At 40.0% G+C, this 22,775-nt stretch carries 13 protein-coding genes; all 13 read left to right on the forward strand.

The genetic code is table 11. The features are described 5' to 3' along the window. Positions 1-43: 43 nt before the first annotated feature. The 13 genes from GM418_RS10520 (at position 44) to GM418_RS10580 (ending at position 22,744) form a co-directional block, all read left to right on the forward strand. The gene (locus tag GM418_RS10520) at positions 44-3,286 is read left to right on the forward strand and encodes a SusC/RagA family TonB-linked outer membrane protein (protein WP_158865828.1); all 3,243 of its coding nucleotides are present in this window, start codon (positions 44-46) and stop codon (positions 3,284-3,286) included. 18 nt (positions 3,287-3,304) lie between these two features. Beyond that, entirely contained in the window at positions 3,305-5,005 is a 1,701-nt protein-coding gene (locus tag GM418_RS10525) for a RagB/SusD family nutrient uptake outer membrane protein (RefSeq protein WP_158865830.1), read from the forward strand. A gap of 19 nt (positions 5,006-5,024) precedes the next feature. Then, complete coding sequence (locus tag GM418_RS10530) at positions 5,025-6,275, forward strand: glycan-binding surface protein (RefSeq protein ID WP_158865832.1); 1,251 nt, start codon at positions 5,025-5,027, stop codon at positions 6,273-6,275. 26 nt (positions 6,276-6,301) lie between these two features. Next, positions 6,302-8,398 (forward strand): glycan-binding surface protein, encoded by a 2,097-nt coding sequence (locus GM418_RS10535; RefSeq protein ID WP_158865834.1) that lies wholly within the window; start codon positions 6,302-6,304, stop codon positions 8,396-8,398. Between the two features lie 62 nt (positions 8,399-8,460). Next, positions 8,461-9,846, forward strand: coding sequence for a glycosyl hydrolase (locus GM418_RS10540; protein WP_158865836.1), 1,386 nt, complete (start codon positions 8,461-8,463; stop codon positions 9,844-9,846). A gap of 265 nt (positions 9,847-10,111) precedes the next feature. Continuing rightward, positions 10,112-10,699, forward strand: a complete 588-nt coding sequence (locus GM418_RS10545) for an RNA polymerase sigma-70 factor (protein ID WP_158865838.1) — start codon at positions 10,112-10,114, stop codon at positions 10,697-10,699. 177 nt (positions 10,700-10,876) lie between these two features. After that, a complete protein-coding gene (locus GM418_RS10550) occupies positions 10,877-11,884 on the forward strand; it encodes a FecR family protein (RefSeq protein WP_158865840.1) in 1,008 nt (335 codons plus the stop codon). Positions 11,885-12,020: 136 nt separating this feature from the next. Then, positions 12,021-15,431, forward strand: coding sequence for a TonB-dependent receptor (locus GM418_RS10555; protein ID WP_217447761.1), 3,411 nt, complete (start codon positions 12,021-12,023; stop codon positions 15,429-15,431). 10 nt (positions 15,432-15,441) lie between these two features. Then, on the forward strand, positions 15,442-17,037 hold the full coding sequence (locus GM418_RS10560; RefSeq protein WP_246222829.1) for a RagB/SusD family nutrient uptake outer membrane protein: 1,596 nt from the start codon (positions 15,442-15,444) through the stop codon (positions 17,035-17,037). A 73-nt stretch (positions 17,038-17,110) separates the two neighbouring features. Next, positions 17,111-18,541 (forward strand): sulfatase-like hydrolase/transferase, encoded by a 1,431-nt coding sequence (locus tag GM418_RS10565; RefSeq protein ID WP_158865844.1) that lies wholly within the window; start codon positions 17,111-17,113, stop codon positions 18,539-18,541. A gap of 26 nt (positions 18,542-18,567) precedes the next feature. After that, positions 18,568-19,935 carry a sulfatase family protein gene (locus GM418_RS10570; protein ID WP_158865846.1) on the forward strand — a complete coding sequence of 456 codons (1,368 nt, stop codon included), beginning with the start codon at positions 18,568-18,570 and terminating at the stop codon, positions 19,933-19,935. 5 nt (positions 19,936-19,940) lie between these two features. Then, the gene (locus GM418_RS10575) at positions 19,941-21,278 is read left to right on the forward strand and encodes a sulfatase family protein (protein WP_158865848.1); all 1,338 of its coding nucleotides are present in this window, start codon (positions 19,941-19,943) and stop codon (positions 21,276-21,278) included. 62 nt (positions 21,279-21,340) lie between these two features. Continuing rightward, positions 21,341-22,744, forward strand: coding sequence for a sulfatase family protein (locus tag GM418_RS10580; protein WP_158865850.1), 1,404 nt, complete (start codon positions 21,341-21,343; stop codon positions 22,742-22,744). Positions 22,745-22,775 lie beyond the last annotated feature (31 nt).

A 22,775-nucleotide genomic window follows, 5' to 3' on the forward strand; every position in this document is an offset into this window, starting at 1 on the left:
ATACAAATTATTTAAAACTATCATACAATAACTAAAACTCTTTATGAAAAAAAAAGTAATTCTGATTCTATTGTTATTCTCGATAAGCAGCAGTCTTTTTGCGCAAAAGAGGGTAACAGGGATAGTGAAAGATGCACAGACATCTGACCCTATACCGGGAGTAAATGTGAGTTTAAAAGGAACAACCGTTGGAACAGTTACTGATTTTGAAGGGAATTATGCTATCTCGGCTCCCTCCGACGAAACAGTGCTGGTCTTTTCGTTTATAGGCTACAAAACTCAGGAAGTGACGGTTGACTCGCAATCCGAAATCAATGTACAGCTTGAAATCGAAACGCAGGGGCTCGACGAGGTGGTTGTTGTTGGTTACGGTACGATGAAAAAATCGGACGTAACCGGCTCTGTTGTTTCTGTTTCCGAAGATAAACTTAAAGGTTCTGTGGTTGCCAACCTCGATCAAGCCCTGCAAGGGCGTGCGGCCGGGATCACCGCCGTTCAAACTTCGGGACAACCGGGTTCATCTGTATCAATCCGTGTTCGCGGGCAGGGTACTTTAAGAGCCGATGCTTCCGAACCACTGTATGTAGTGGATGGTGTACCTATTCAAAATGTTAGTCAAAGCGGACATTCTGTCGGATTGGGAGATGCTATGGGAAATGGTAGTGTTTCTACTTTTTCAGGGCTATCGGTTTTAAACCCTTCTGACATTCTTTCTGTAGAAATTTTGAAAGATGCTTCTGCAACAGCCATTTATGGTTCCCGCGGTGCCAATGGAGTAGTACTTATTACTACTAAAAAGGGAAGAACAGGAGAAGCAAAATTTACCTACGAAGGTTATTACGGTGTTCAGGAGCAAGTAAAACGAATTGATGTAATGAATTTACGTGAATTTGCTGAATACAGTAACGACTGGGCCGCCGAAACCAACGGACGTGACCCCCGGGTTGAATTACAGGATCCTTCAATACTTGGTGAAGGAACCAACTGGCAGGATGCTGTTTTCCGTGTAGCGCCAATGCAGAGTAATCAAATAAGCGCCATGGGGGGAACTGATGTTGTCAAATATTTTATTTCCGGAAGCTATTACACTCAGGAAGGTACCGTAATCGGATCTGATTTTGAACGTTTTTCAAGTCGCGTAAATCTCGACGCACAATTAAAATCCTGGTTCAAAATGGGAACCAATCTCATGTTCACAAAAACAAAAGAAAATATTGGGTTGAATAACAGTACCGAGGGAATTATTAGCGTCGCGCTTAATTCTTCACCTGATATTCCGATTTATAATACCGACGGTTCATGGTCTGGCGACCAGAGAGAAGGTTCACCGGGAAGAGTAAATCCGATTGCTAAAGCACTGGATGAAGAAAATACACTCAAAAGAACAAGTATTGTTGGAACGCTTTACAGCGACATCAACTTTACAAAAGATTTAACGTTAAGGACAGAACTTGGCGTTGATATCGGAAATTCAAACGCTTACCATTTTCTACCAACATACGAATACGGTACAATCGTAAATTCTACCAACTCATCCAGCATTCAGTATAACCAGAATTTCTTCTGGCAGTTAAAAAACTATCTCACCTACAATAAAACTTTTGGCGTTCATAATGTAACTGCCATGGTTGGTCAGGAAGTTTCGGAGTGGACATATGAAAATTTGCGAGGTGCCAGCACTGGCCTCTCCAGTAACGATATTCATCTGCCAAGTTTAGGAGATCCAACAACTATGACCATAGGATCGGGAAAAGGAAGTGGTTCAATGGCATCAGCCTTTACACGTGCCAATTATTCCTATGATGAAAAATATTTGCTAACCTATACTTTCCGCTATGACGGTTCCTCCAACTTTGGCCCGGAAAACCGCTGGGCACCTTTCCATGCATTTGCAGCATCGTGGAGAATAAACAACGAATCGTTTATGGAAAGCCTTGAAGGAAAAGTAAGTAACTTTAAAATTCGTGCAGGTTGGGGACAAACGGGTAACGCAAACATTGGCGGATACCGCTGGGGGGCCTCTATAAATAAGATGCCAACCGGACTTGGCCAGGGATTTCGCCAGAGTAACATTGCCAACCCCTTTATTACATGGGAAAAACAGGAACAATACAATTTAGGGATTGACCTGGGTTTATTCGACAACCGCATTGAAATGGTGATTGACCTGTACGATAAAACGTCAACTGCGATGTTGATGGATATGCAATTGCCTTCTTATATGGGAACACGGGGAAATGCTTCCATCCGTCTGAATCCTCCGATGGGTAATTTTGGGGAGATTGAAAACAAAGGGGTAGAATTTACATTGAATACCCGTCCTTTTGTCGGGGAATTTAAATGGGAAAGCGAACTCTCTCTTACCAGAAATAAAAATAAACTGCTTGGACTTGACGGAACTCCTGCTGCTCATATCGAAGGATATGGTCAGTGGACTGATCTCGTAAGTCTTACAGAAATTGGAGAATCACTTTATAATTTCTATGGCTACAAAGTTGCCGGCATTTACCAAAACAAAGAAGACATTATGAATAGCCCGAAAACAAAGGCATATCCTGATGATGGCAACTTTAACCGTTCAAATACAGTTTGGCCCGGAGACATAAAATATGAAGACCTTTCCGGTCCGGATGGCGTTCCTGATGGAGTGATTGATGAATACGACCGCACTAATATTGGCTCGCCGCTACCAAAATTTACTTTTGGTTTTAACAATACATTTAGCTATAAAAATTTCGAGTTAAATGTATTTATTAATGGTTCTTACGGAAACAAAATTTTAAATTATGTAGGAAGAAGTTTAATCAGCATGGAAAGCATGTGGAACAATCAGCTTTCTGACGCTGTTAACCGGGCTAAACTTGAAGCCGTTAATCCGGACAAACAATATCCTTCCGTAAATTCAACAGGCTCCACTGTAAACGACTGGTACGAGGATATTGACAATATACAGGTGAAAAACCCGGATACAGATATCCCCAGAGCAATCGCCGGAGATCCAAATGATAATAACCGTGTCTCCGACCGGTTTATCGAAGACGGTTCATACCTCCGTTTCAAAAACATAACGCTTTCGTACTATGTTCCCAAAAAACTACTTCAAGATTTATCAATCGATAATTTGAGAGTTTATTCCAACATTCAAAATATGTGGACGATTACGAAATATACCGGTTTTGACCCGGAAGTAGGCGCCAGTCAAACAAACGATAATGTGAGCGGATTGGACAACGGCCGTTATCCGTCGCCAAGAATTTACACATTTGGTTTAAGTATAACCTTTTAATCCTGAAAATCAGATATTATGAAACAACTATTTAAAACCCATAAAATACTGGTTTTGACAGCTCTTCTTTTTATTAGCTATTCTTGTGAAGAGTTTCTCGACCGTCCGACTGAAGACAACTATACAATTGACAGCTTTTATAAAACTGATGAGCAGTGTTTTCAGGCTGCCAATGTTTTGTACAGTGCTCCGTGGTACGATTTCCAGAGAGGTTTTGTATGGATTGGTGATGTTTTGGCAGGCAATATGTACCTTGGGACCGATAACAACTACCAGAATTTTAACTTAACTTCTTCAAACGAAGATTTGGCAAACGCTGCCAATTCACTTTGGCTGGTAAATGGCCATTGTAACGCAGTTATCGAAAACATCAGAACCAAAGCCGGTCCCGATGTGAGTGAAGAAACAAGAAATACGGTAACCGGAGAAGCAATGGTGTGGAAAGCAATGGCTTACTTTTACCTGGTTCGCATCTGGGGAGCCATCCCGATTATTCACAGCAACAGCGAAATAATTGGAGCAGGAAATGCCACCGAACTTCCTAAAAATCAAATTGAAGACGTTTATGAATACATCGTTCGCACATTGCTGAAAGCAATTGAACTTCTTCCGGAACAAAACATAAAAGGGAGAATCAACAAAACCTCAGCTTACGGACTTCTGGCAAAAGTGTATTTAACCCGTTCGGGATACGGACAAAATGGAACACGCAATCAGGCGGATCTTGACAAAGCGAAAGAATATGCAGCCAAAGTAGTTAATGAGAGCGGACTTTCCCTGGAACCGGTATACAGTAATCTTTTCCGAATCTCAACCGGAAATTTCAACGAGGAAAATCTACTTTCATGGCGCTGGGTAGCTTCAGACCAGTGGACTTCACAAAACTCTTTACAATCCGATTTATCGTTAAACGGTTTTACAGGCCTGAACGATTCCTGGGGAACCTGGCGTGGCCCGACAATCGATCTCCAGTTTGCTTTTAATGAAGATGCCCGTGAACCACGAAACAATCGTGACGACCGCAGAAAGGCTACAATGATGATGAAAGACGATTATTATCCCTACTTCTGGCGTCATGTTGGAGGTTTTACCTGTACATGGGACGATGATAACAACGTTGCCGGAGCAACTTTTGGTATCGGTACGGGGGCAAATTGCGTAAAGCACATCGTTGGCCACTTTGAAGGCGACCACAAAGACGAAGCAGGGGTTCCTGCACGCAGAATGGCCACCGACCTGGCAACCCATATTTTACGCCTGGCTGATGTTTACCTGATATATGCCGAAGCAATTCTCGGAAACAATGAAACCACAAGTGATGCAGAAGCATTAAAAGCTTTTAACGCAGTTCGCAAACGTTCCATCTCAGCACATACCGATGTCTCGTCAATTTCTTTTGAAGATATTTTTAAAGAGCGCAGACTGGAGCTCGCACTTGAATGTGACAACTGGTATGATTTTGTACGACTGCACTATTACAAACCGGAATTGGCAAAACAGTGGCTAAATAACCAGGAAAGAGGGTCTTTTAACGGATTACGTCAGTATTATGATGCCGAGATTGAAAAATCGGAAGTTACAATTGAATCGTTCAAGGTAAACATTACCAGCGATTCCAAATTCCAGCTGCCGTTTCCGGAAGTCGATCTGGCAATGAATCCCAACCTGAGAGATGACGTGGAACCTGTTCCATTTGATTTCAGTACTATTGAATACTAACAGACTAAACTATAACAAAATGGAAATAAAAAAATATTTTTCAAATAAGATTCCGGTTGCCTTTATTTTTCTCGTCCTGTCCGGTTTATTTTCCGGAATACTGTTTCAGTCATGCGAGAATGATGATGACGATGTGACTGCTCCGGATGCAACACCTGTTGTACGCTACATCAGGTTAACCGAACCCGAAAAGTCCGACTCGCTGGTTACTCATGCTTTTATGGGAAATACGGTGGCAATTATTGGTGAAAACTTAGGTGCCGTAGTTGAAGTTTGGTTTAACGACCAGCAAGCCATCCTAAATACCAGTTTTATAACCAATACAAGTATTATCGTTACAATTCCAAACGAAATTCCTGAAATTGTAACCGACCAAATAAGGCTTATCACAAAAGGCGAGGTTGAATCTACACATCCGTTTGGCGTAGATGTACCTGCACCAATGGTAGCTTCTATGTTGTGCGAATATGTAGAAGATGGTAACGATGCTCTCATCCGGGGAAACTTCTTTCTCGACGACCCCAATAAACCACTTCAGGTATTTTTCCCGGGGAACCTCGAAGCCGAAATAAAAAGCGTAACCATTAATGAGATTGTAGTAACCGTTCCTGAAGGAGCAGGAGTTGGCCCGGTAACCGTAAAATCATTATACGGCTCAAGCCGTTCCTCATTCTATTTCCGCGATGACCGCAATTTTATCCTCGACTGGGACAATTTAACAGCAGCCGGAGGATGGCGTTCAGGTAAGATAGGTAATTCAAATCCGGACCCGATTGATGGGAACTATGTTCGTTTTCAGGGCGACATGCCCGCTGATGCTTCCAGTAAATGGGACGAAGACAGTTTTAGTTTTAACTTGTGGAACCAGGCAAACGGCCGTTCCGATGAACCATTTTATTCGGATGATTTAAGCAAAGCGGTACTAAAATTTGAATGTTATGTTGTTGAACCATGGAAATCGGCTGCTTTGCAAATGATTTTTACACCTTATTCAACAAGCGGAACCAACAGTTATCTTGCTGACACGAGCGTGCCCCGTGCCCTTTGGACTCCCTGGACTGAAACCGGATCTTACCAAACCGAAGGATGGACTACAGTGTCTGTTCCACTAAGCAGCTTTAAATATACGCATGAAGGACAAACCAGTGCCAATTCTCTTACAAATGATATGCTGGGAGGACTTACATTTTTTGTTTGGCATGGCGGACTTACAGGAGAAGATTGCACCATACACATGTGTATCGACAATATCCGAGTTGTACCTGAATAGAATGAAAACCTGTTAATAGAAGAATTATGCAAACAAAATTCAAAAAATATATCAATAGGGGCTTGCTGTTTCTAACGCTTGCCTCTGTCGCAATCCTTTCGATGTTTATATCTTGCGATAAGGAAGATGAAAATGAAATAAGCGGAGTTGTTCTTGAAAGCTTTGGCCCAATGCCTATTGCAAGGGGCGCAGAATTAATGTTTATTGGTTATAATCTTAATCAGGTATCAGCTGTAGTTTTGCCATCAAATATTGAAATTACATCCTTCAACGAAAAAACATCTGACCTGTTAACGTTAACTATTCCGCAAGATGCAGTGGAAGGGTTAATTACTTTAAAAACTCCACAAGGTGACATTACAACTAAAACTCCAATAACCTATTCTGAACCAATTTCAATTGACAATTTTTCTCCTACATCCTTAAAAGCCGGACAGGAAATAACCATCAGCGGCGACTATTTGAATCTTGTAAAGGAAATTATTTTCACCGACCGTATTGCGATCGGCGATACAGCTTTCACAAGTCAAAGCAGGAAAGAATTGAAATTAGTTGTTCCGCAAGAAGCACAAACAGGCAAAATTGCCATTTCAAATGGAGCGGAAGAACCTATTATTATTTACTCAAGCGCTGAACTAACCGTAACATTGCCCGCTTTTGCAACAATATCTCCAAACCCGGTTAAAGCAGGCTCTTCTTTGACCATTACCGGTACCAACCTTGATTTGGTAAAACAAATAGTATTGGGGGGAGATAAAACAATTGCAGAATTTATAAGTCATTCAGAAACGACAATCGAACTTTCGGTTCCTGAAGATACTCAGGATGGTAAAATAACTATGTTTCCTGCATCAATGGTGGGTGTTGAATCATCAGAGGATTTAATGCTGGTGCTACCCACTGTCGCTGTTTCTACAACAACAATCAAAAACGGACAGGAAATAACAGTAACCGGAACCGATTTGTACCTCGTAGATAAAGTTCTTTTCGGAGGCGACGTTGAAGGAAGTATTGCCAGCGCTACTGAAACCGAAATGAAGGTCGTTGTCCCGGATGCTGCGGTTACCGGAATAATACGTTTTACAACAAAAGCACAAAAAGAAGTTAGCGGGCCGGAAATTACAATTATTGATCCTGTTTTCTCATCTTTTAGCCCGGGCGAATCAAAAGCCAATAATACCATAACCATCGAAGGAACCGATTTGGACTTGGTTGTTGACGTGAAGTTTGCCGGTGAGGTTTCCGGAGTGATAGAATCTCAAACTGAAACCCAGTTGCAGGTTACTGTTCCCGTGGGCGCGTCCAGCGGGTTGATCCGACTAATTGCCAAAAATGGCAACCTGATTGTTTCATCTTCCGAAATTACGATTACAGCCAACTTGCCTGAGATTACAGGGTTTTCAGAACCCAAAGGTACTCCCGGAGAAATTCTGACCATCGAAGGATCCAACCTTCTTTTAATAAAAGAACTAATCTTCCCGGGCGATATCAAGGCAACGGCGTACGGCGTAAAAACCGATGAAATGGTTCAGGTGTATGTGCCAATTGATGTTGAAAAAGGATACGGAAATATTACAATTATTACGTACGAAGGTGAACAAGGTTTATCTCCTGAACTATTTATTGGAGGTACCGATCCGATTACAGACGAAACGATTATTGTAATGGATTTTGAGCAACACGGCGATCACAACGGGTACTGGGATTCAGGCTGGAGTGGAAATACTGAGATTCTGGAAGAAAACGGAAATATCTTTCTAAGAGTCAATGGCGCACTCGATGGATGGATATTGAACTGCAATCATCAGGCAAACGGAGCTCCGGCTCCTGTTATAAACAATGTTGAAGACTATGTGCTCAAGTTCGACATTCGTATTGAAGAAGGAGTTACCGGTGCTGAAAATGCACAACTGCAATTTGTGTTTGCCGACCAGTGGAACTACTGGTACGGAGCGGGATTGCTCCCTGCTACCACAAACGGCGACTGGATTACGGTTTCTGTTCCGGTAAGCACCTGGGGATTGACCGGAACATTTGATTTATCATCTGGAACCAATGGCTTGTATGGCGGAGTTGTTCCGGCTGGCGTCAGTTTGGACAATCTGCGATTCGACCCAAAATAAAAAAAATTTTTCACGGATAGTCTTCTTTTTCCTGTTAAGAAGACTATTCTTTTTAATTTATTATGAAGAAGTTTTGCCTATTTTTTTGGGCTGTTACAGTAGTTAGTGGTTTTGGTTGCGAGGAAAACAACGGAGGAGAAGATATCGTTGACAATATTTCGCCACAAGTGGAAAGTGTAACACCTTCTGACGGGGAGACCGGAGTTTCGTTGAATTCCAAAATAGTTATTACTTACAGTGAGCCAATAACACTGGGAAATTCCCATCAAATAGCCGTAAATAATAAAACCGTTGATGTGAGTGTAAATGAAAATCAACTTAATATTGAAACTGTATTGGAAAATAATACAGATTACTCCGTTACAATTTCGGCGATTTCTGTACTTGATTTGGCTAAAAATTATGCAGAAGAATTTTCCTTTTCTTTTTCAACAAAAACAAATAACCCGATAGAAATAAGTGCTGAGCTTGTAACTAAAAATCCGTCAAAGGAGGCAGAAAATGTCTATAATTTTTTAAAAGAAAACTATGGCCAAAAAGTAATTTCTGCCTCAATGTCAAACGTAGCGTGGAATATTAATGAAGCAGAATGGATTAAGCAACACACCGGGAAATACCCGGCCATAGCTTCGTTCGACTATATACACCTGCCTTTTTCTCCGGCCAATTGGATTGATTATTCAGAAACAGCATTTATTGAAGAATGGTGGAACAACAACGGCCTTGTTTGCGCCAGCTGGCACTGGAATGTTCCGTCAAACCAGGGGAGTGACAACTATTATTTTTATGCCGATGAAACCTCTTTTAAAGCTTCAAATGCAACAATTGAAGGAACCTGGGAAAATGAAATTGTAAAAGCTGACTTAGAAAAAATTAGCAGCTATATTAAAATACTTAAAGAAAAAAACATTCCATTGATCTGGCGACCATTACACGAAGCCGCAGGAAATATTTATGAATACCAGGCGGGAGAGGCTTGGTTTTGGTGGGGTGCCAACGGAGCAGAAGCTTTTAAACAACTTTGGATTTATATGTTTAACTATTTCCGGGAAATGGAACTTGACAACCTTATATGGGTTTGGACCACGCAAACCAACGACAATGATTTTTACCCCGGTGATAATTATGTTGATATTATTGGCCGGGATGTTTATAATAATTCAGATGCAAATTCAATCGCCGAACAATTTTCCTCTATCCGGAATGAATATCCAAACAAAATAGTCACTTTAAGCGAAATGGGGAATGTGGCAACAATCTCCTCTCAATGGGCTGCAGGGGCAAAATGGGCGTATTTTATGCCTTGGTACGACTTTGAAAGAACGAACAATTTAAATGAAGCTGATTTTAATCAACCCGCTCATCAGTTTGCCAACGCCGACTGGTGGATTGATGCAGTTAATCAAAGCTATGTAATTACACGTGATCAAATGCCAAATCTTAAATAGTTTTTTTTCATAAATTTTTTCCAAAGAGGGAGTAGATCAATTTCCTGGTGCTCCTTCTTTTTTCATTTTCCTCCAGACTTGTTTCTCTTATTTTTCAGCATTTTTTTTATTTGAAGCTGCCAGTCAATCTCCCCTTTTGAACTATCAGTGCCAAATTTCAAATCAATTAAGCCTTGTAAGACCCGTTTAAATTGACTTTGGCAATAAACAATTCTTTCTAACTTTGGCAATAAAATTGTTACTTTGCAGCTTCTAAACTAACAACATGTCCAACTTTTCATCCAGAAACGACAAACAATTGGTTTCGCAACTTATTGACAATGATGTGAAAGCATTTGATGAGCTGTTTCACAGGTACGGTGACAGATTGTTCCGATTTTCATTTTCCCTGCTCAAAAATCAGGAAGATTCAAAAGAAATAGTTCAGGAGACGTTTTACAAAATTTGGAATAAAAGAAATGAAATTGATTCCTCAAAATCGTTCAAATCATTTCTTTTTACTGTTTCATATAATCTGATTATGGATCAGTTAAGGCTCAGACTAAAAGACAAAGAATTCAGACAATTTCTGGAAGTTAATTTTAAAGACAACAGTTTTTGCACCGACCACAGTTCTGATTATAACTTTTTAAATCACCAGATTTCAGAAATCATAGAAAAACTCCCTGGGAAACGAAAAAAAATTTTCCAGTTAAGCAGAGAGAAAGGCCTTTCTCATCAGGAAATTGCAGAACAATTGGGAATATCGGTAAAAACAGTTGAGAACCAGATAAACCTGACATTAAAACATATGAGACAACAACTTGGTAAAGATATTTTACCCGTTTTGTTATTTTTTTCTCTATTCCTCTGAAACACGTTGTATCAAATACGAACGATAAATTAAAAAAAATTTGGGGGGTATCACTTAAATCTACGTATAACAAATATGAACTGGCAAATAAGTTAATTCATAGTCTGGGAAAAAGAATCCCTTTAGTTTAAGAGGGATTCTTTGTTTCCGGCCGGCAAAATATTTTCAATTGAAAAAATGAACTCAGAGAAAGACAGTAACATATCAATTATCAATAAATATTTAAAGGGAGAGAGCTCGCCGGAAGAATTGCAAAATGCATTTAAACTATTTGAATCACCTTATAAAAATTTAAATCTGAGAAAAGTAATTTTTGAATGGTGGAACAATGAAAAAAACTTAGAATCTCAATCAGGACCGGATAATCTTTCTGAAATTTTAGACAAAATACACCATCAAATAAATTTAGGGCAAGTTCAACCCAAAAAGAAAAGTCAAAAAATAATAATAAAATATTCCGGAATCGCAGCCATCCTTGTTTTTGGTTTTCTGGCAGGTTTTTTTGTGCGCCAAATGAAAAAAGAGCAGCCGGTATATTACACCAGCGTCGCTCCGGTCGGATCGGTTTCTCAGGTTATCCTCCCCGATAGTTCAATGGTTTATTTAAACTCCGGATCAAAAATAACCTACTCCATCTCGGGGAAATTTGGGAACAGGGTGGTTTTTCTCGATGGTGAAGGCTGGTTTGATGTTACCAAAAACGCGAAAAAACCATTTGTAGTTTTCACTCCTTCATACAAAATAAAAGTACTGGGTACAAAATTTAATGTAAAGGGATACAAAACAGAATCAAAAGTTATAACAACCCTCGAAGAAGGAAAAATACAAATTGCACCTTCTTTAAATCCAAATTTCAAAACGACCACAGTTCTGGAGCCGGGAGAACAGTTTATTTTTGACTGTGAACAAAACATCTTTGAAACAAAACACGTAAACACTAAGCTTTTCAGTTCATGGAAGGATAACAAATTGATTTTTATAAACATGAACCTGAAGGAGCTGATCATATTGCTGGAAAGAAAATTTGGCGTCGACATTGTTGTTGCCGACAATATTGTTCTCGATTACCATTACGACGGAACGATTAAGAACGAAACCATTTTAGAGGTACTTGAATTACTACAGGAAACATTACCAATAAACTATAAAATTGAAGGTCAACAAGTTATTATTCAAAAAAGATAAAGGAGGATAAACTTATGAGATAAATCTATGTATGCCTAACAAAAACCGGCACGTGCTGTCACACCTGCCGGAATCAATGTGTTTAACAAAGGTGCTGTCACACCATTTATTATTTAACATTAAACAACGCAAATTTATGAAAAAAAATGAATTGGATCGTTTCCCTTATTTTAGGGGGAAACACAAGCTATTGCTAACTATGAAACTAACTTTAATATTACTTCTGGCTTGTTTTATGCAACTGTCCGCATCCGTGTATTCTCAGAGTACCAAAATATCGCTGGAAATAAAAAATAAACGGGTAGAAGATGTACTTCGTGAAATAGAAGAAACCACCGACTTTCGGTTTTTCTACCAGAGAGAACAGGTTGACGTTGAACAAACTGTTACATTAAACGCACAAGATCAGAATGTAGAAACAATTCTCACTCAGCTCTTTAGCGGACAAGATGTTACTTTCGAAATAAGACAAGACAATCTTATTTTATTGAAAAAAGCTTTAAATGGCAACGCAGAGTATAATCTTGATAGTGAACAACAAAAAACAATTTACGGTCGGGTGACCGATGATACAGGTGCTACTCTGCCTGGTGTAACTGTTGTTGTTAAGGGCACTACGCAGGGAACAGTAACCAATGAGGATGGTGAATACACATTAAACAATGTACCTGACGATGCCATTTTACTTTTCTCTTTTGTTGGTATGAGAGCACAGGAGATTCCTGTTGGTGACCAAACAAATGTTAATGTCACCCTCGAAAGGGAAACCATTGGTCTGGAGGAAGTTGTGGCTGTTGGTTACGGTGTTCAAAAGAAAGTTAACATGACCGGCTCTGTTTCAATGATAACTTTTGATGAAGAAGTGGAAAACAGGCCGATTACGAATGCTTCTCAGGCACTTAGTGGCAAAACTCCGGGGATTTGGGTGAGTCAAAACTCAGGGAAACCGGGAAGTGATGGAGCGCAAATCCGTGTTCGGGGATGGGGAACCTTGAACAATTCGAACCCATTGGTAATAATTGATGGAATAGAAGGCGATTTTGATCAATTAAATCCAAACGATATTGAAAGTGTATCCATATTAAAAGATGCAGCCAGTGCCGCAATTTATGGTTCAAAAGCCGCAAATGGTGTAATTCTGGTTACAACAAAAACGGGTAATGCCGGCGAACGAATGCAAGTAAATTTATCTTCCTATTATGGAATTCAAACATTAGGAAGAAGCTACGACCTCATTACCAGTAGTGCCGAAAGCATGAGAATGACAAACACCGCCCTGGAGAATGAAGGCGGAAGCCCCTTGTTTCCTGAAAGTATGATTTCAGCATTTGAAAACGGAACGGATAAGTACAAATATCCGAGTACCGATTGGTTTGATGTAGTATTCGATAGTGCTCCAATTCAGGAACACAATTTGTCCATAAAAGGAGGAACAGAAAAAAGTTCTTCATTCCTTTCATTTAATTATATGAATCAGGATGGAATGGTTCCAAATACAAATACAGAAAGATATGGGATCAGAGCCAACCTTGATTCAAAAGTAAACGACTGGTTTACTGTAGATGCCCGAATAAGTTACAGCCATCAGGTAGCGGTAGAACCATATAACGATATTGTTTATGGATCGATGGGTCGTTTTTTTGATATGCTGAATGGTGTTACGCCATATACCGCACCCTATACACGGGATGGGGAATTTGGAGCAGTTGAAGCCATAACAGATGATGGAAACATTCTTTTTGACAACAGAAATCCTTTAATTGATGCAAATAATGGAAAGAAAACCGCGGAAGAGAATTTTTTAAGTATCAATGCTTCTGCAAATGTTAAGCTTTTCGATTTTTTAAATTGGAAAACAACCGTTGCATCTACAGGAAACTGGAATATGACTGATAATTATAATGAAACCATTATAGGATATACTGACTCAGGAATTCCGATGATGACTAAAAACTACAACAGAGAAGGAATTGAAATTTCCCGCAGCCAGGTATCGTCACTCGTAAACAATGTATTTTCAACATTGAATTTTAACAAAACAGTTGCGAAGATTCATGATTTCTCCGCAATTGCCGGATTACAAGTGGAAGATCGGCAAATTAAAAACGTGTATGCAAGAAGATCGGAACCACCAAAAGAGGGATTAACCCAGGTAGATGCCGGTACATCTGGAATTCAGGGCGAAGGTAATTTGGTCGGACTGAGAATGTTCTCGTATTTCGGACGTTTTAATTATGCACTTTCCAGCAAATATTTATTTGAAGCTAATATAAGAGCAGATGCTTCATCCCGGTTCAAGAAAGGAAAAAGATGGGGAGTTTTCCCTGGATTCTCGGTAGGTTGGAGAGCTATTGACGAATCGTTTATGAAAAACCAGGATATTTTTTCGAATTTAAAAATGAGAGCATCCTGGGGGCAACTGGGAAATCAAAATATTTCAGGCTATTGGCCCTATTTAACAATCATTACTCAAAATAACGATTTAAGTTATAGTTACGCCGGTAGCTTTGCCCCGGGAGCAGCTGTAACCTCATTAATAGATGAAGATATTACCTGGGAAACAACTACCACACTTGACATTGGTTTTGACGCGGGATTCCTGAATAACAGAATAACTGTTGAGGCTGATTATTTCCAAAAGAAAACAACAGATATTATCGTACAATTACCAATCCCGGATATAATGGGTGATATAACACCTCCTTATGAAAATGTGGGTGAAATGGTCAACAACGGTTTTGAATTTACAATTAACTATGACAATCAGTCCATAGACCGCGACCGCTTTGGATACAATATTGGGTTAAATGCAACTTTTATCGAAAATGAAGTTACCAAATTTCGGGGCGGTGATTCTCCGGATCAATTGTATCTAATCAGAGAAGGATATTCATACCGCTCACTTTACGGATATAAAGCGGTTGGCATCTATCAGTCGGATGATGAAGCGGAACAACACATGAGTAACAACAGTTATAAACCCATTGCCGGAAACCTCAAATTCGAAGATGTAAATAACGATGGGAAACTGGGATTTGAAGACAAACAGGATATCGGAAATACCATCCCTAAAGTTACTTATGGTTTAACTACCTCTTTTAAATATAAAGGATTTGATTTAAATCTGTTATTCCAGGGACTTTTGGGAGTACATTCTTATAATAATAATGCTTTAACCACTTTGAATTATGAAAACAGAACAATTTCAACAAGGTGGAGAGATGCGTGGTCGCCGGAGAATACAGATACTGATGTTCCAATTTTATACTTTAATAACTCATGGGATAATCTGGAATCTTCTTATTGGGTTAAAGAAATAAGTTTTTTAAAACTTAAAAATGTACAACTGGGTTATGCAGTGCCAAATGAACTTACTACACGAATTGGATTGCAAAAAATTTATTTTTACATAAATGCGCAAAACGTTTTTGTACTTGTAGATGAAAAATTTGAAGGCTATGATCCTGAGAAGAGCGCGTTTTCACATGGTACAAATCAATATCCGGTTCCAAGGATAATATCTTTAGGTTTAAATCTTAATTTCTAAAATCATGAAAATGAAACTAAAAAATATTATAACTTATAGTTTACTATCATTACTGATTTTAACTTCCGGCGGATGTGTCGAAAAGTTTCTGGATTTCTTTCCGGAAGATAAAATCACTTCGGCTAATTTTCCGGTAAATGAGGACGATATGGATTTACTCCTCAACGGGCTTTACGGGCAAGTTTGCGAAAACACACTGTATAACGAAGGATTCTTTGCCTTTGGTGTGTTGGACGGGGCGACACCAAACGGATGGAACTGGGGAAATTTATCCATCACCAAAATTGGAAACGGTCAACTTTCTGCAACCGACGAACAAATTGTAAGTTTCCGTTGGACAAGAGGGTATGCAATTATTTTCAGGGCGAATTATTTAATTAAAGCGCTGGAAGATGTTGAACTGGATGCAAGTGTCAAGTCAATGTATGAAGCAGAAGCCAGATTTCTGAGAGGAGTAGCTTATGCAACACTTGTAGAATCATACGGAGGAGTCCCTATTGTTTTAGACGCAATTTCAACAGAAGATGCACGAACAATTAGCAGAAATACGGCGGAAGAAACCTGGAACCAGGCAATTTCAGACTATGACTTTGCAATTGCCAACCTCGACGTTGATGCACCACAAGTTGGCAGAGCAACCAAGGGCGCAGCAATGGCAATGAAAATGAGAGCACTTTTGTATCAAAACAAATTTAGCGAAGTTATAACCCTTGCAGACCAAATTATGGCGCTCGGAAAATATTCGTTATTTCCAAGCTACGAAGGTATATTTCAGTTGGAAAACGAAAACAACGAAGAGGTGATTTTTGATATTCAATATATGAGGGGTGAGAATTCTCAGGGAACGCGACTCGACCAGTTTACCGGAACGGGAACAGGAAGTTGGACAAGGGGAACAAGGTACACACCAACTGAAGATTTGGTAAATGCCTACGAAAGAATTGATGGCACACCCGGTAAATATTTTGAATCGGAAATTGATTTGGATAATCCATATGAAGGCTGGGATCCAAGGCTTGCAGCTACTTGTGTAGTTCCGGGTTCGTATTATCTTGGTTACCGCTTTCCAAATTATCTCTATCCGGGGGGAGCATATAACCATCCGGGAAACAGGATAAAACACCTCAGCACCCGCAAATACAGGGAAGATAATGAAGCAGATTTGGCTCCTACCGATCAATCAGATTTAAATAACATCGTTATCCGGTATGCCGATGTTATCCTATCGAAAGCCGAAGCGCTCATTGAATCCGGAGGTAATGTAGATGAAGCAATTGCCTTAATTAACAGAATCAGGACAGAGCGGGATGATGTTAAAATGACACCGGTAGCCACAGGTTTATCCCGGGAAGAAGCCCGGGCAAAATTAAGACACGAAAGAAGAATTGAATTTGCGCTGGAAGGTCTGTATTGGATGGATATTAAACGATGGCATAAAATGGACGGATTTCTGGATGGAGTTTATCCTATTGAAATAAGGGATCACACAGGAGGTTTGGTTGAAACAAAATTTCCGGATGGTTACATAGAACATTTTAATCTGTTGCCCATTCCAAATAGTGAACTTTCATTGAACGAAAACCTGGAGCAAAACCCAGGGTGGTAAAAATCTGACGAACCAAAATAAAAGGATTCAGGACAACCATTCCTGAATCCTTTCTTTTAACTTTTCAACTATAATGAAGAAATTTACTTTTTTAATCCAAATCTTTGTTTTCGTTTGTGTTTTCTCCGTTTTTGGGAATCGTCCGAAAACTCCAAATGTTATACTTATTCTGGCTGATGACCTTGGATACAACGATTTAAGCTGTTACCGAAACTTTAATTCCGGTCAGTCTGAAACATTTCCGCCCACGGCACAAACGCCAAATATTGACAAACTTGCTGAACAGGGAATACGCTTTACCGATTTTTATTGCGGAGCGGCTGTTTGCAGCCCGTCACGGTCAGCATTAATGACCGGACGAAATGCTACACGTGTGGGGATTTTCAACTGGGTTCCCGAGAATTCACCAATGCATATGAGAGCGCGGGAAATTACAATAGCCGAGCTTCTGAAAAAGAAAAATTACAAAACAGGCCACTTTGGGAAATGGCATTTAACATCTCAGGGAACCGATCAACCTTTACCCAATGATCAGGGATTTGACTACAGTTTTTATGCATACAACAATGCAGTTCCTTCACACCACAATCCGGAAAACTATTACAGAAACGGAGAACCGGTTGGAAAACTGGAGGGATATGCCTGCCAGTTGGTAGTTAACGAAGCGCTTCAGTGGCTCGATAAGAACAACGACAATACAACTCCATTTTATATTGATGTTTGGTTTAATGAACCACATTTAAAAGTAGCGGCTCCCGAAGAATTGACAAAAAAGCACAAGTACAACGCAGAATATTACGGAGCCATAGAAAATATGGATATTGCTGTTGGACGTTTAATGGATTATCTCAAAGAAAACAATCTCATCGAAAATACAATTATAATGTTCTCCTCCGATAACGGTTCCCGCTGGGATCATTCAAATGACCCCTTACGCGGAGAAAAATGTTTTAATTACGAAGGCGGTCTGCGCGAACCATTTATTGTTTCCTGGCCTCCCCATGTTCCAAAAGGGAAAATTAGTCAGTTTAACGGCAGTTTTACCGATATTTTACCTACCATTGCATCAATAACTGATATTCCGCTACCAACGGATCGAAAATATGATGGAATTGATATTTCACCTGTATTTTTTGGCGAAAAAGATAACGTGGAAAGAGAGGAGCCCATTTTCTTTTACCGTTATTTTCACGATCCGATTTGTATGATTCGAAAAGGAGACTGGTGTTTACTGGGTTATCAGAAATTAATTCCACTTGCAGAAACATTAAATGAGAGTGAACTGGCAAATATCCGTCCCTGGAGTTTTGAAAAAAATCATATGGAATATCTGAAAAACCTGGTTCCAACTCAATTCGAATTGTACAATTTAAATGACGACGTGGAGCAGGAAAATAATCTTGCAGATAAATATCCGGAAGTGGTGAAAGAGTTAAAAAAAGAAATGCTTCGGCTCAGGAAGGAAATGGTCCAGGAAGGAGGAGACTGGTTTGCCGGGAATTAATTTTAAACACTTAATATTCTATACTTATGAATGCTGTCTTTCTAAAAAAAATATTTGCCGTTTTAATCATTTTTGTTTTTTCATTTCAGGGGAAATGTGCTGATTTAACACAGGGCAATGCAAAACCCAATATCATTGTAATTCTTGTTGATGACCTTGGATATGGCGATTTGTCGGTACAAGGCGGCGAAGATATCTACACGCCAAACATCGACAAACTTTTTAAAAAAGGAATGCATTTCAAAAATTTTTATGCCAACTGTACGGTTTGTTCGCCAACACGGGCAAGTTTAATTACAGGTTGCTACCCCGACATGGTTGGAGTTCCGGGAGTAATCCGGACACACGAAGACAACAGCTGGGGATATTTAAAGGAAGATGTTCCAACCTTGCCCGAAATGCTAAAAAAGGCAGGATACAAAACCGCAATTATTGGAAAATGGCATTTGGGTCTGGAGTCGCCAAATACTCCAAACGAGAGAGGTTTCGACTTTTTTCATGGATTTTTGGGCGATATGATGGATGATTACTGGACTCATCTGAGACATGGGAATAATTATATGCGTTTAAACAACCAGGAGGTCGATCCGAAAGGTCACGCAACGGATGTTTTTTCAAATTGGGCAATCGATTATTTAAAAAATCAAAAGGAAAACGATTCTCCTTTTTTTCTTTATCTCGCCTACAACGCGCCACACTTTCCCATTCAACCGCCAGAGGACTGGTTTGAAAAGGTGAAGAAGCGCGAGCCGCAACTCTCCGAAAAAAGAACGAAAAATGTGGCTTTTGTGGAACATTTGGATGACGGAATCGGAAGAGTACTAAATACACTCGACGAATTGGATTTGAGTGAGAATACGCTGATTATTTTTTCTTCCGATAACGGAGGACATCTGCCCAGCGGCGCATCAAACGGAAGTCTCCGCGGCGGGAAACAGGATATGTATGAAGGAGGAATTAAAGTGCCAACCTGTTTTGTTTGGCAGGGGAAAATTCAATCGAAATCGGAGAGTTACAATCTCGGACTAACAATGGATATCCTCCCTACTCTGTGTGAAATAGCCGGAGCAACAGTTGATACTAAAATTGACGGGATTAGTTTATTCAAAAGTATAAGTGGCGAAGAACAGGATACAAACAGCCGGAGTGTATATTTTATGCGCCGTGAAGGCGGGAAATATGCAGGAATGTGTTATTACGCAATACGCCAGGGCTCATTTAAATTATTACAAAACACTCCTTTTGAGCCACTGGAGTTATTTAATCTAGGGACTGATCCGGCCGAAAAATCAACATTGAATGAAAACACTGAAAAGTTTAACGAATTAAGATATAATTTGTCTCAGCACATTCGCGAATCAGGTAACATTCCCTGGCAAAAACAAAAAAAATAAAACCAATGAAATTTAAATTCTTCAAATCAGTCAATTTTTCATCGGCAAAAAGTGTTTGTGTTTTTTTCTTACTGTTGCTCTTTTCCTGTTCCAATCCGTCATCAAAATCGCCGAATATTATTCTAATCATGGCGGATGATTTGGGTTATGGTGATATAAGTTGCTTCGGAAATAAAACCATCCAAACACCGGTGTTGGATAAGATGGCTTCAGAAGGATTAAAATTTACCGATTACCATTCAAATGGAGCCGTATGCACACCAACAAGAGCGGCATTAATGACAGGAAGCTACCAGCAACGCGCGGGTTTGGAGGGAGTAATCTATGCCCGGCTTGATGGAAGAATCTATGGTATTTCACAAAATGAAAAAACCATCGCTGAATATATGAAAGATGCCGGTTACACTACCGGAGCTTTTGGGAAATGGCACCTCGGATATAAACCTGAATTTAATCCGGTGCATCACGGTTTTGATCAGTTTTACGGTTATGTGAGCGGCAACGTAGACTATATTTCGCACCGCGACGGAATTGGGCTGCACGACTGGTGGTTGAATGCAGATACATCTTATGAAAAAGGTTATGTTACCGACCTCATTTCAAACCATGCCCTGGAATTTATTGAAAACAATCAGGATAAACCTTTCTTTTTGTATTTACCGCATGAAGCTCCGCACTATCCTTACCAGGGCCGGAACGACAAAGCTGATCGTTTGCCGGGAGCGGAGTTTGAGGCTCATGGTTCCAGACCGGATAAAAAGCAGGCTTATAAAGAAATGATTGAAATTATGGATGAAAACATCGGGCGCATTTTTGAAAAGCTAAACCAACTAAATCTTCAAAATAATACGCTCGTATTTTTCTGTTCTGATAATGGCGCAACAAATATGGGAAGCAATGGAAGCCTGAATGGTTTCAAAACCTCCTTATGGGAAGGAGGACACCGTGTTCCGGCGATTGCCTGGTATCCCAAAAAAATTGATGCCGGCCAAACCACCGATGCCACAATTTTGAGTATGGATATTTTACCCACATTCCTTAAAATTATTGGAACCACACCGGAAGACAACCTTGACGGAATTGATTTTGCAAACCTGATGTTCAACAATAAAAACCCGGAAGAACGCCCTGTATTCTGGAGGTACCGGGGGCAGTGGGCTGTTCGGAAAGGGGAATGGAAATATTTAAAGATCAAGGAAGACGAATACCTCTTCAATTTAAAAAACGACCTGGGCGAGAAAGACAATTTGATGGGTTCAAACGCCGAAAAAGCAGATGAACTAAAGGCTTTATTAAAACAATGGGAAACCGAAATGGACACGTATAAGCAACAAACCAACTAAAATAAACTTTCAGGATGCATTTTCGGTCAACTTCAGATGAATAAAAATTTTAAATAACAACAATGAGACGTTTACACATAAAACTGACAATTCTAATCCTCGCTTTTACGACCGGAATATTTTCAAATCAAACCACTTTTGCGGTTGAAAAAGAAAGTACTCCAACTCCGAATTTTGTAATCATTTTTGCCGACGATATGGGTTACGGAGACATGGGAACTTTTGGGCACCCAACGATTAAAACACCCAATTTGGATCGTTTGGCATACGAAGGACAAAAATGGACCAACTTTTACGTAGCCGCGCCGGTTTGTACTCCATCCCGGGCGGGGCTGATGACAGGGAGATTACCCATCCGCTCGGGGATGTGCAGCGGAAAACGCCGGGTATTATTCCCGGACTCCAACGGAGGTCTGCCGGAAAACGAAATAACCATCGCCTCAGCGTTAAAAAAGGCTGGTTATGCCACCGCATGTATTGGTAAATGGCATCTTGGCCACCATTCACAATATTTACCAACTTCTCACGGGTTCGATTTTTATTTTGGAATACCTTACAGTAATGACATGGATCGTGTAAAAGAAGGTAATTACATGGAAATGAATACCAATCCGAAAATCGATTATTTTAATGTACCGCTGATGCGAAACAATAAAATTGTGGAAAGGCCTGCCGACCAAACAACAATCACCAAACGCTACACTCAGGAAGCAGTTAAATTTATCCGGCAAAATAAAGAAAAACCTTTTTTTATTTACCTGGCACATTCTATGCCCCACATTCCTCTTTTTCGTTCAAAGGATTTTGAAAACGTTAGTTTGCGTGGAATCTACGGAGATGTAATCCAGGAACTCGACTGGAGTGTTGGCCAAGTAGCAAATGCTTTAAAGGAAACCGGATTGGATGAAAATACGATTGTTGTATTTACATCGGATAATGGGCCCTGGCTGGTTTTTCGCGAACAGGGAGGAAGCGCAGGCTTGCTCAGTGGCGGTAAAGGAGGCACATATGAAGGCGGAATGCGTGAACCAACCATTTTTTGGAGTCCCGGAAAAATACAACCTGGTGTTGTTGCTGAGCTTGGCACAACAATGGATCTTCTCCCCACATTTGCAAAACTGGCCAATGTTCAACTTCCCTCAGACAGAGTTTATGACGGTTATGACATTTACCCTGTTCTTTCCGGAACCGGGAAAAGCAAAAGGGATGTAATATTTTATTATCGCGGTACAGAAGTTTTTGCGGTTAGAAAGGGTGCTTACAAAGCGCACTTTATCACACAACCGGAATACGGGAGTAATGAGAAAACAGTTCAGGATCCACCACTTTTATATAATTTGAATGTTGATCCTTCAGAAAAATACAACATTGCGGAAAAACATCCGGAAGTTATTAAAGAAATCAAGCAGGTTTTGGCAGAACACCTTAAAACAGTGGTTGCAGTTGAGAATCAGCTGGAAAAATAGTAAATCAACGAGTTATAGAACTAAAACATAA

Origin of the sequence: Maribellus comscasis (genome assembly GCF_009762775.1) — a bacterium.
GTDB classification, from domain to species: domain Bacteria; phylum Bacteroidota; class Bacteroidia; order Bacteroidales; family Prolixibacteraceae; genus Draconibacterium; species Draconibacterium comscasis.

Bases quoted from the DNA above. Each gene is read 5' to 3' on its own strand.
- GM418_RS10520 (WP_158865828.1), top strand. From the start codon at position 44: ATGAAAAAAAAAGTAATTCTGATTCTATTGTTATTCTCGATAAGCAGC.
- GM418_RS10525 (WP_158865830.1), top strand. From the start codon at position 3,305: ATGAAACAACTATTTAAAACCCATAAAATACTGGTTTTGACAGCTCTT.
- GM418_RS10530 (WP_158865832.1), top strand. From the start codon at position 5,025: ATGGAAATAAAAAAATATTTTTCAAATAAGATTCCGGTTGCCTTTATT.
- GM418_RS10535 (WP_158865834.1), top strand. From the start codon at position 6,302: ATGCAAACAAAATTCAAAAAATATATCAATAGGGGCTTGCTGTTTCTA.
- GM418_RS10540 (WP_158865836.1), top strand. From the start codon at position 8,461: ATGAAGAAGTTTTGCCTATTTTTTTGGGCTGTTACAGTAGTTAGTGGT.
- GM418_RS10545 (WP_158865838.1), top strand. From the start codon at position 10,112: ATGTCCAACTTTTCATCCAGAAACGACAAACAATTGGTTTCGCAACTT.
- GM418_RS10550 (WP_158865840.1), top strand. From the start codon at position 10,877: ATGAACTCAGAGAAAGACAGTAACATATCAATTATCAATAAATATTTA.
- GM418_RS10555 (WP_217447761.1), top strand. From the start codon at position 12,021: ATGAAAAAAAATGAATTGGATCGTTTCCCTTATTTTAGGGGGAAACAC.
- GM418_RS10560 (WP_246222829.1), top strand. From the start codon at position 15,442: ATGAAACTAAAAAATATTATAACTTATAGTTTACTATCATTACTGATT.
- GM418_RS10565 (WP_158865844.1), top strand. From the start codon at position 17,111: ATGAAGAAATTTACTTTTTTAATCCAAATCTTTGTTTTCGTTTGTGTT.
- GM418_RS10570 (WP_158865846.1), top strand. From the start codon at position 18,568: ATGAATGCTGTCTTTCTAAAAAAAATATTTGCCGTTTTAATCATTTTT.
- GM418_RS10575 (WP_158865848.1), top strand. From the start codon at position 19,941: ATGAAATTTAAATTCTTCAAATCAGTCAATTTTTCATCGGCAAAAAGT.
- GM418_RS10580 (WP_158865850.1), top strand. From the start codon at position 21,341: ATGAGACGTTTACACATAAAACTGACAATTCTAATCCTCGCTTTTACG.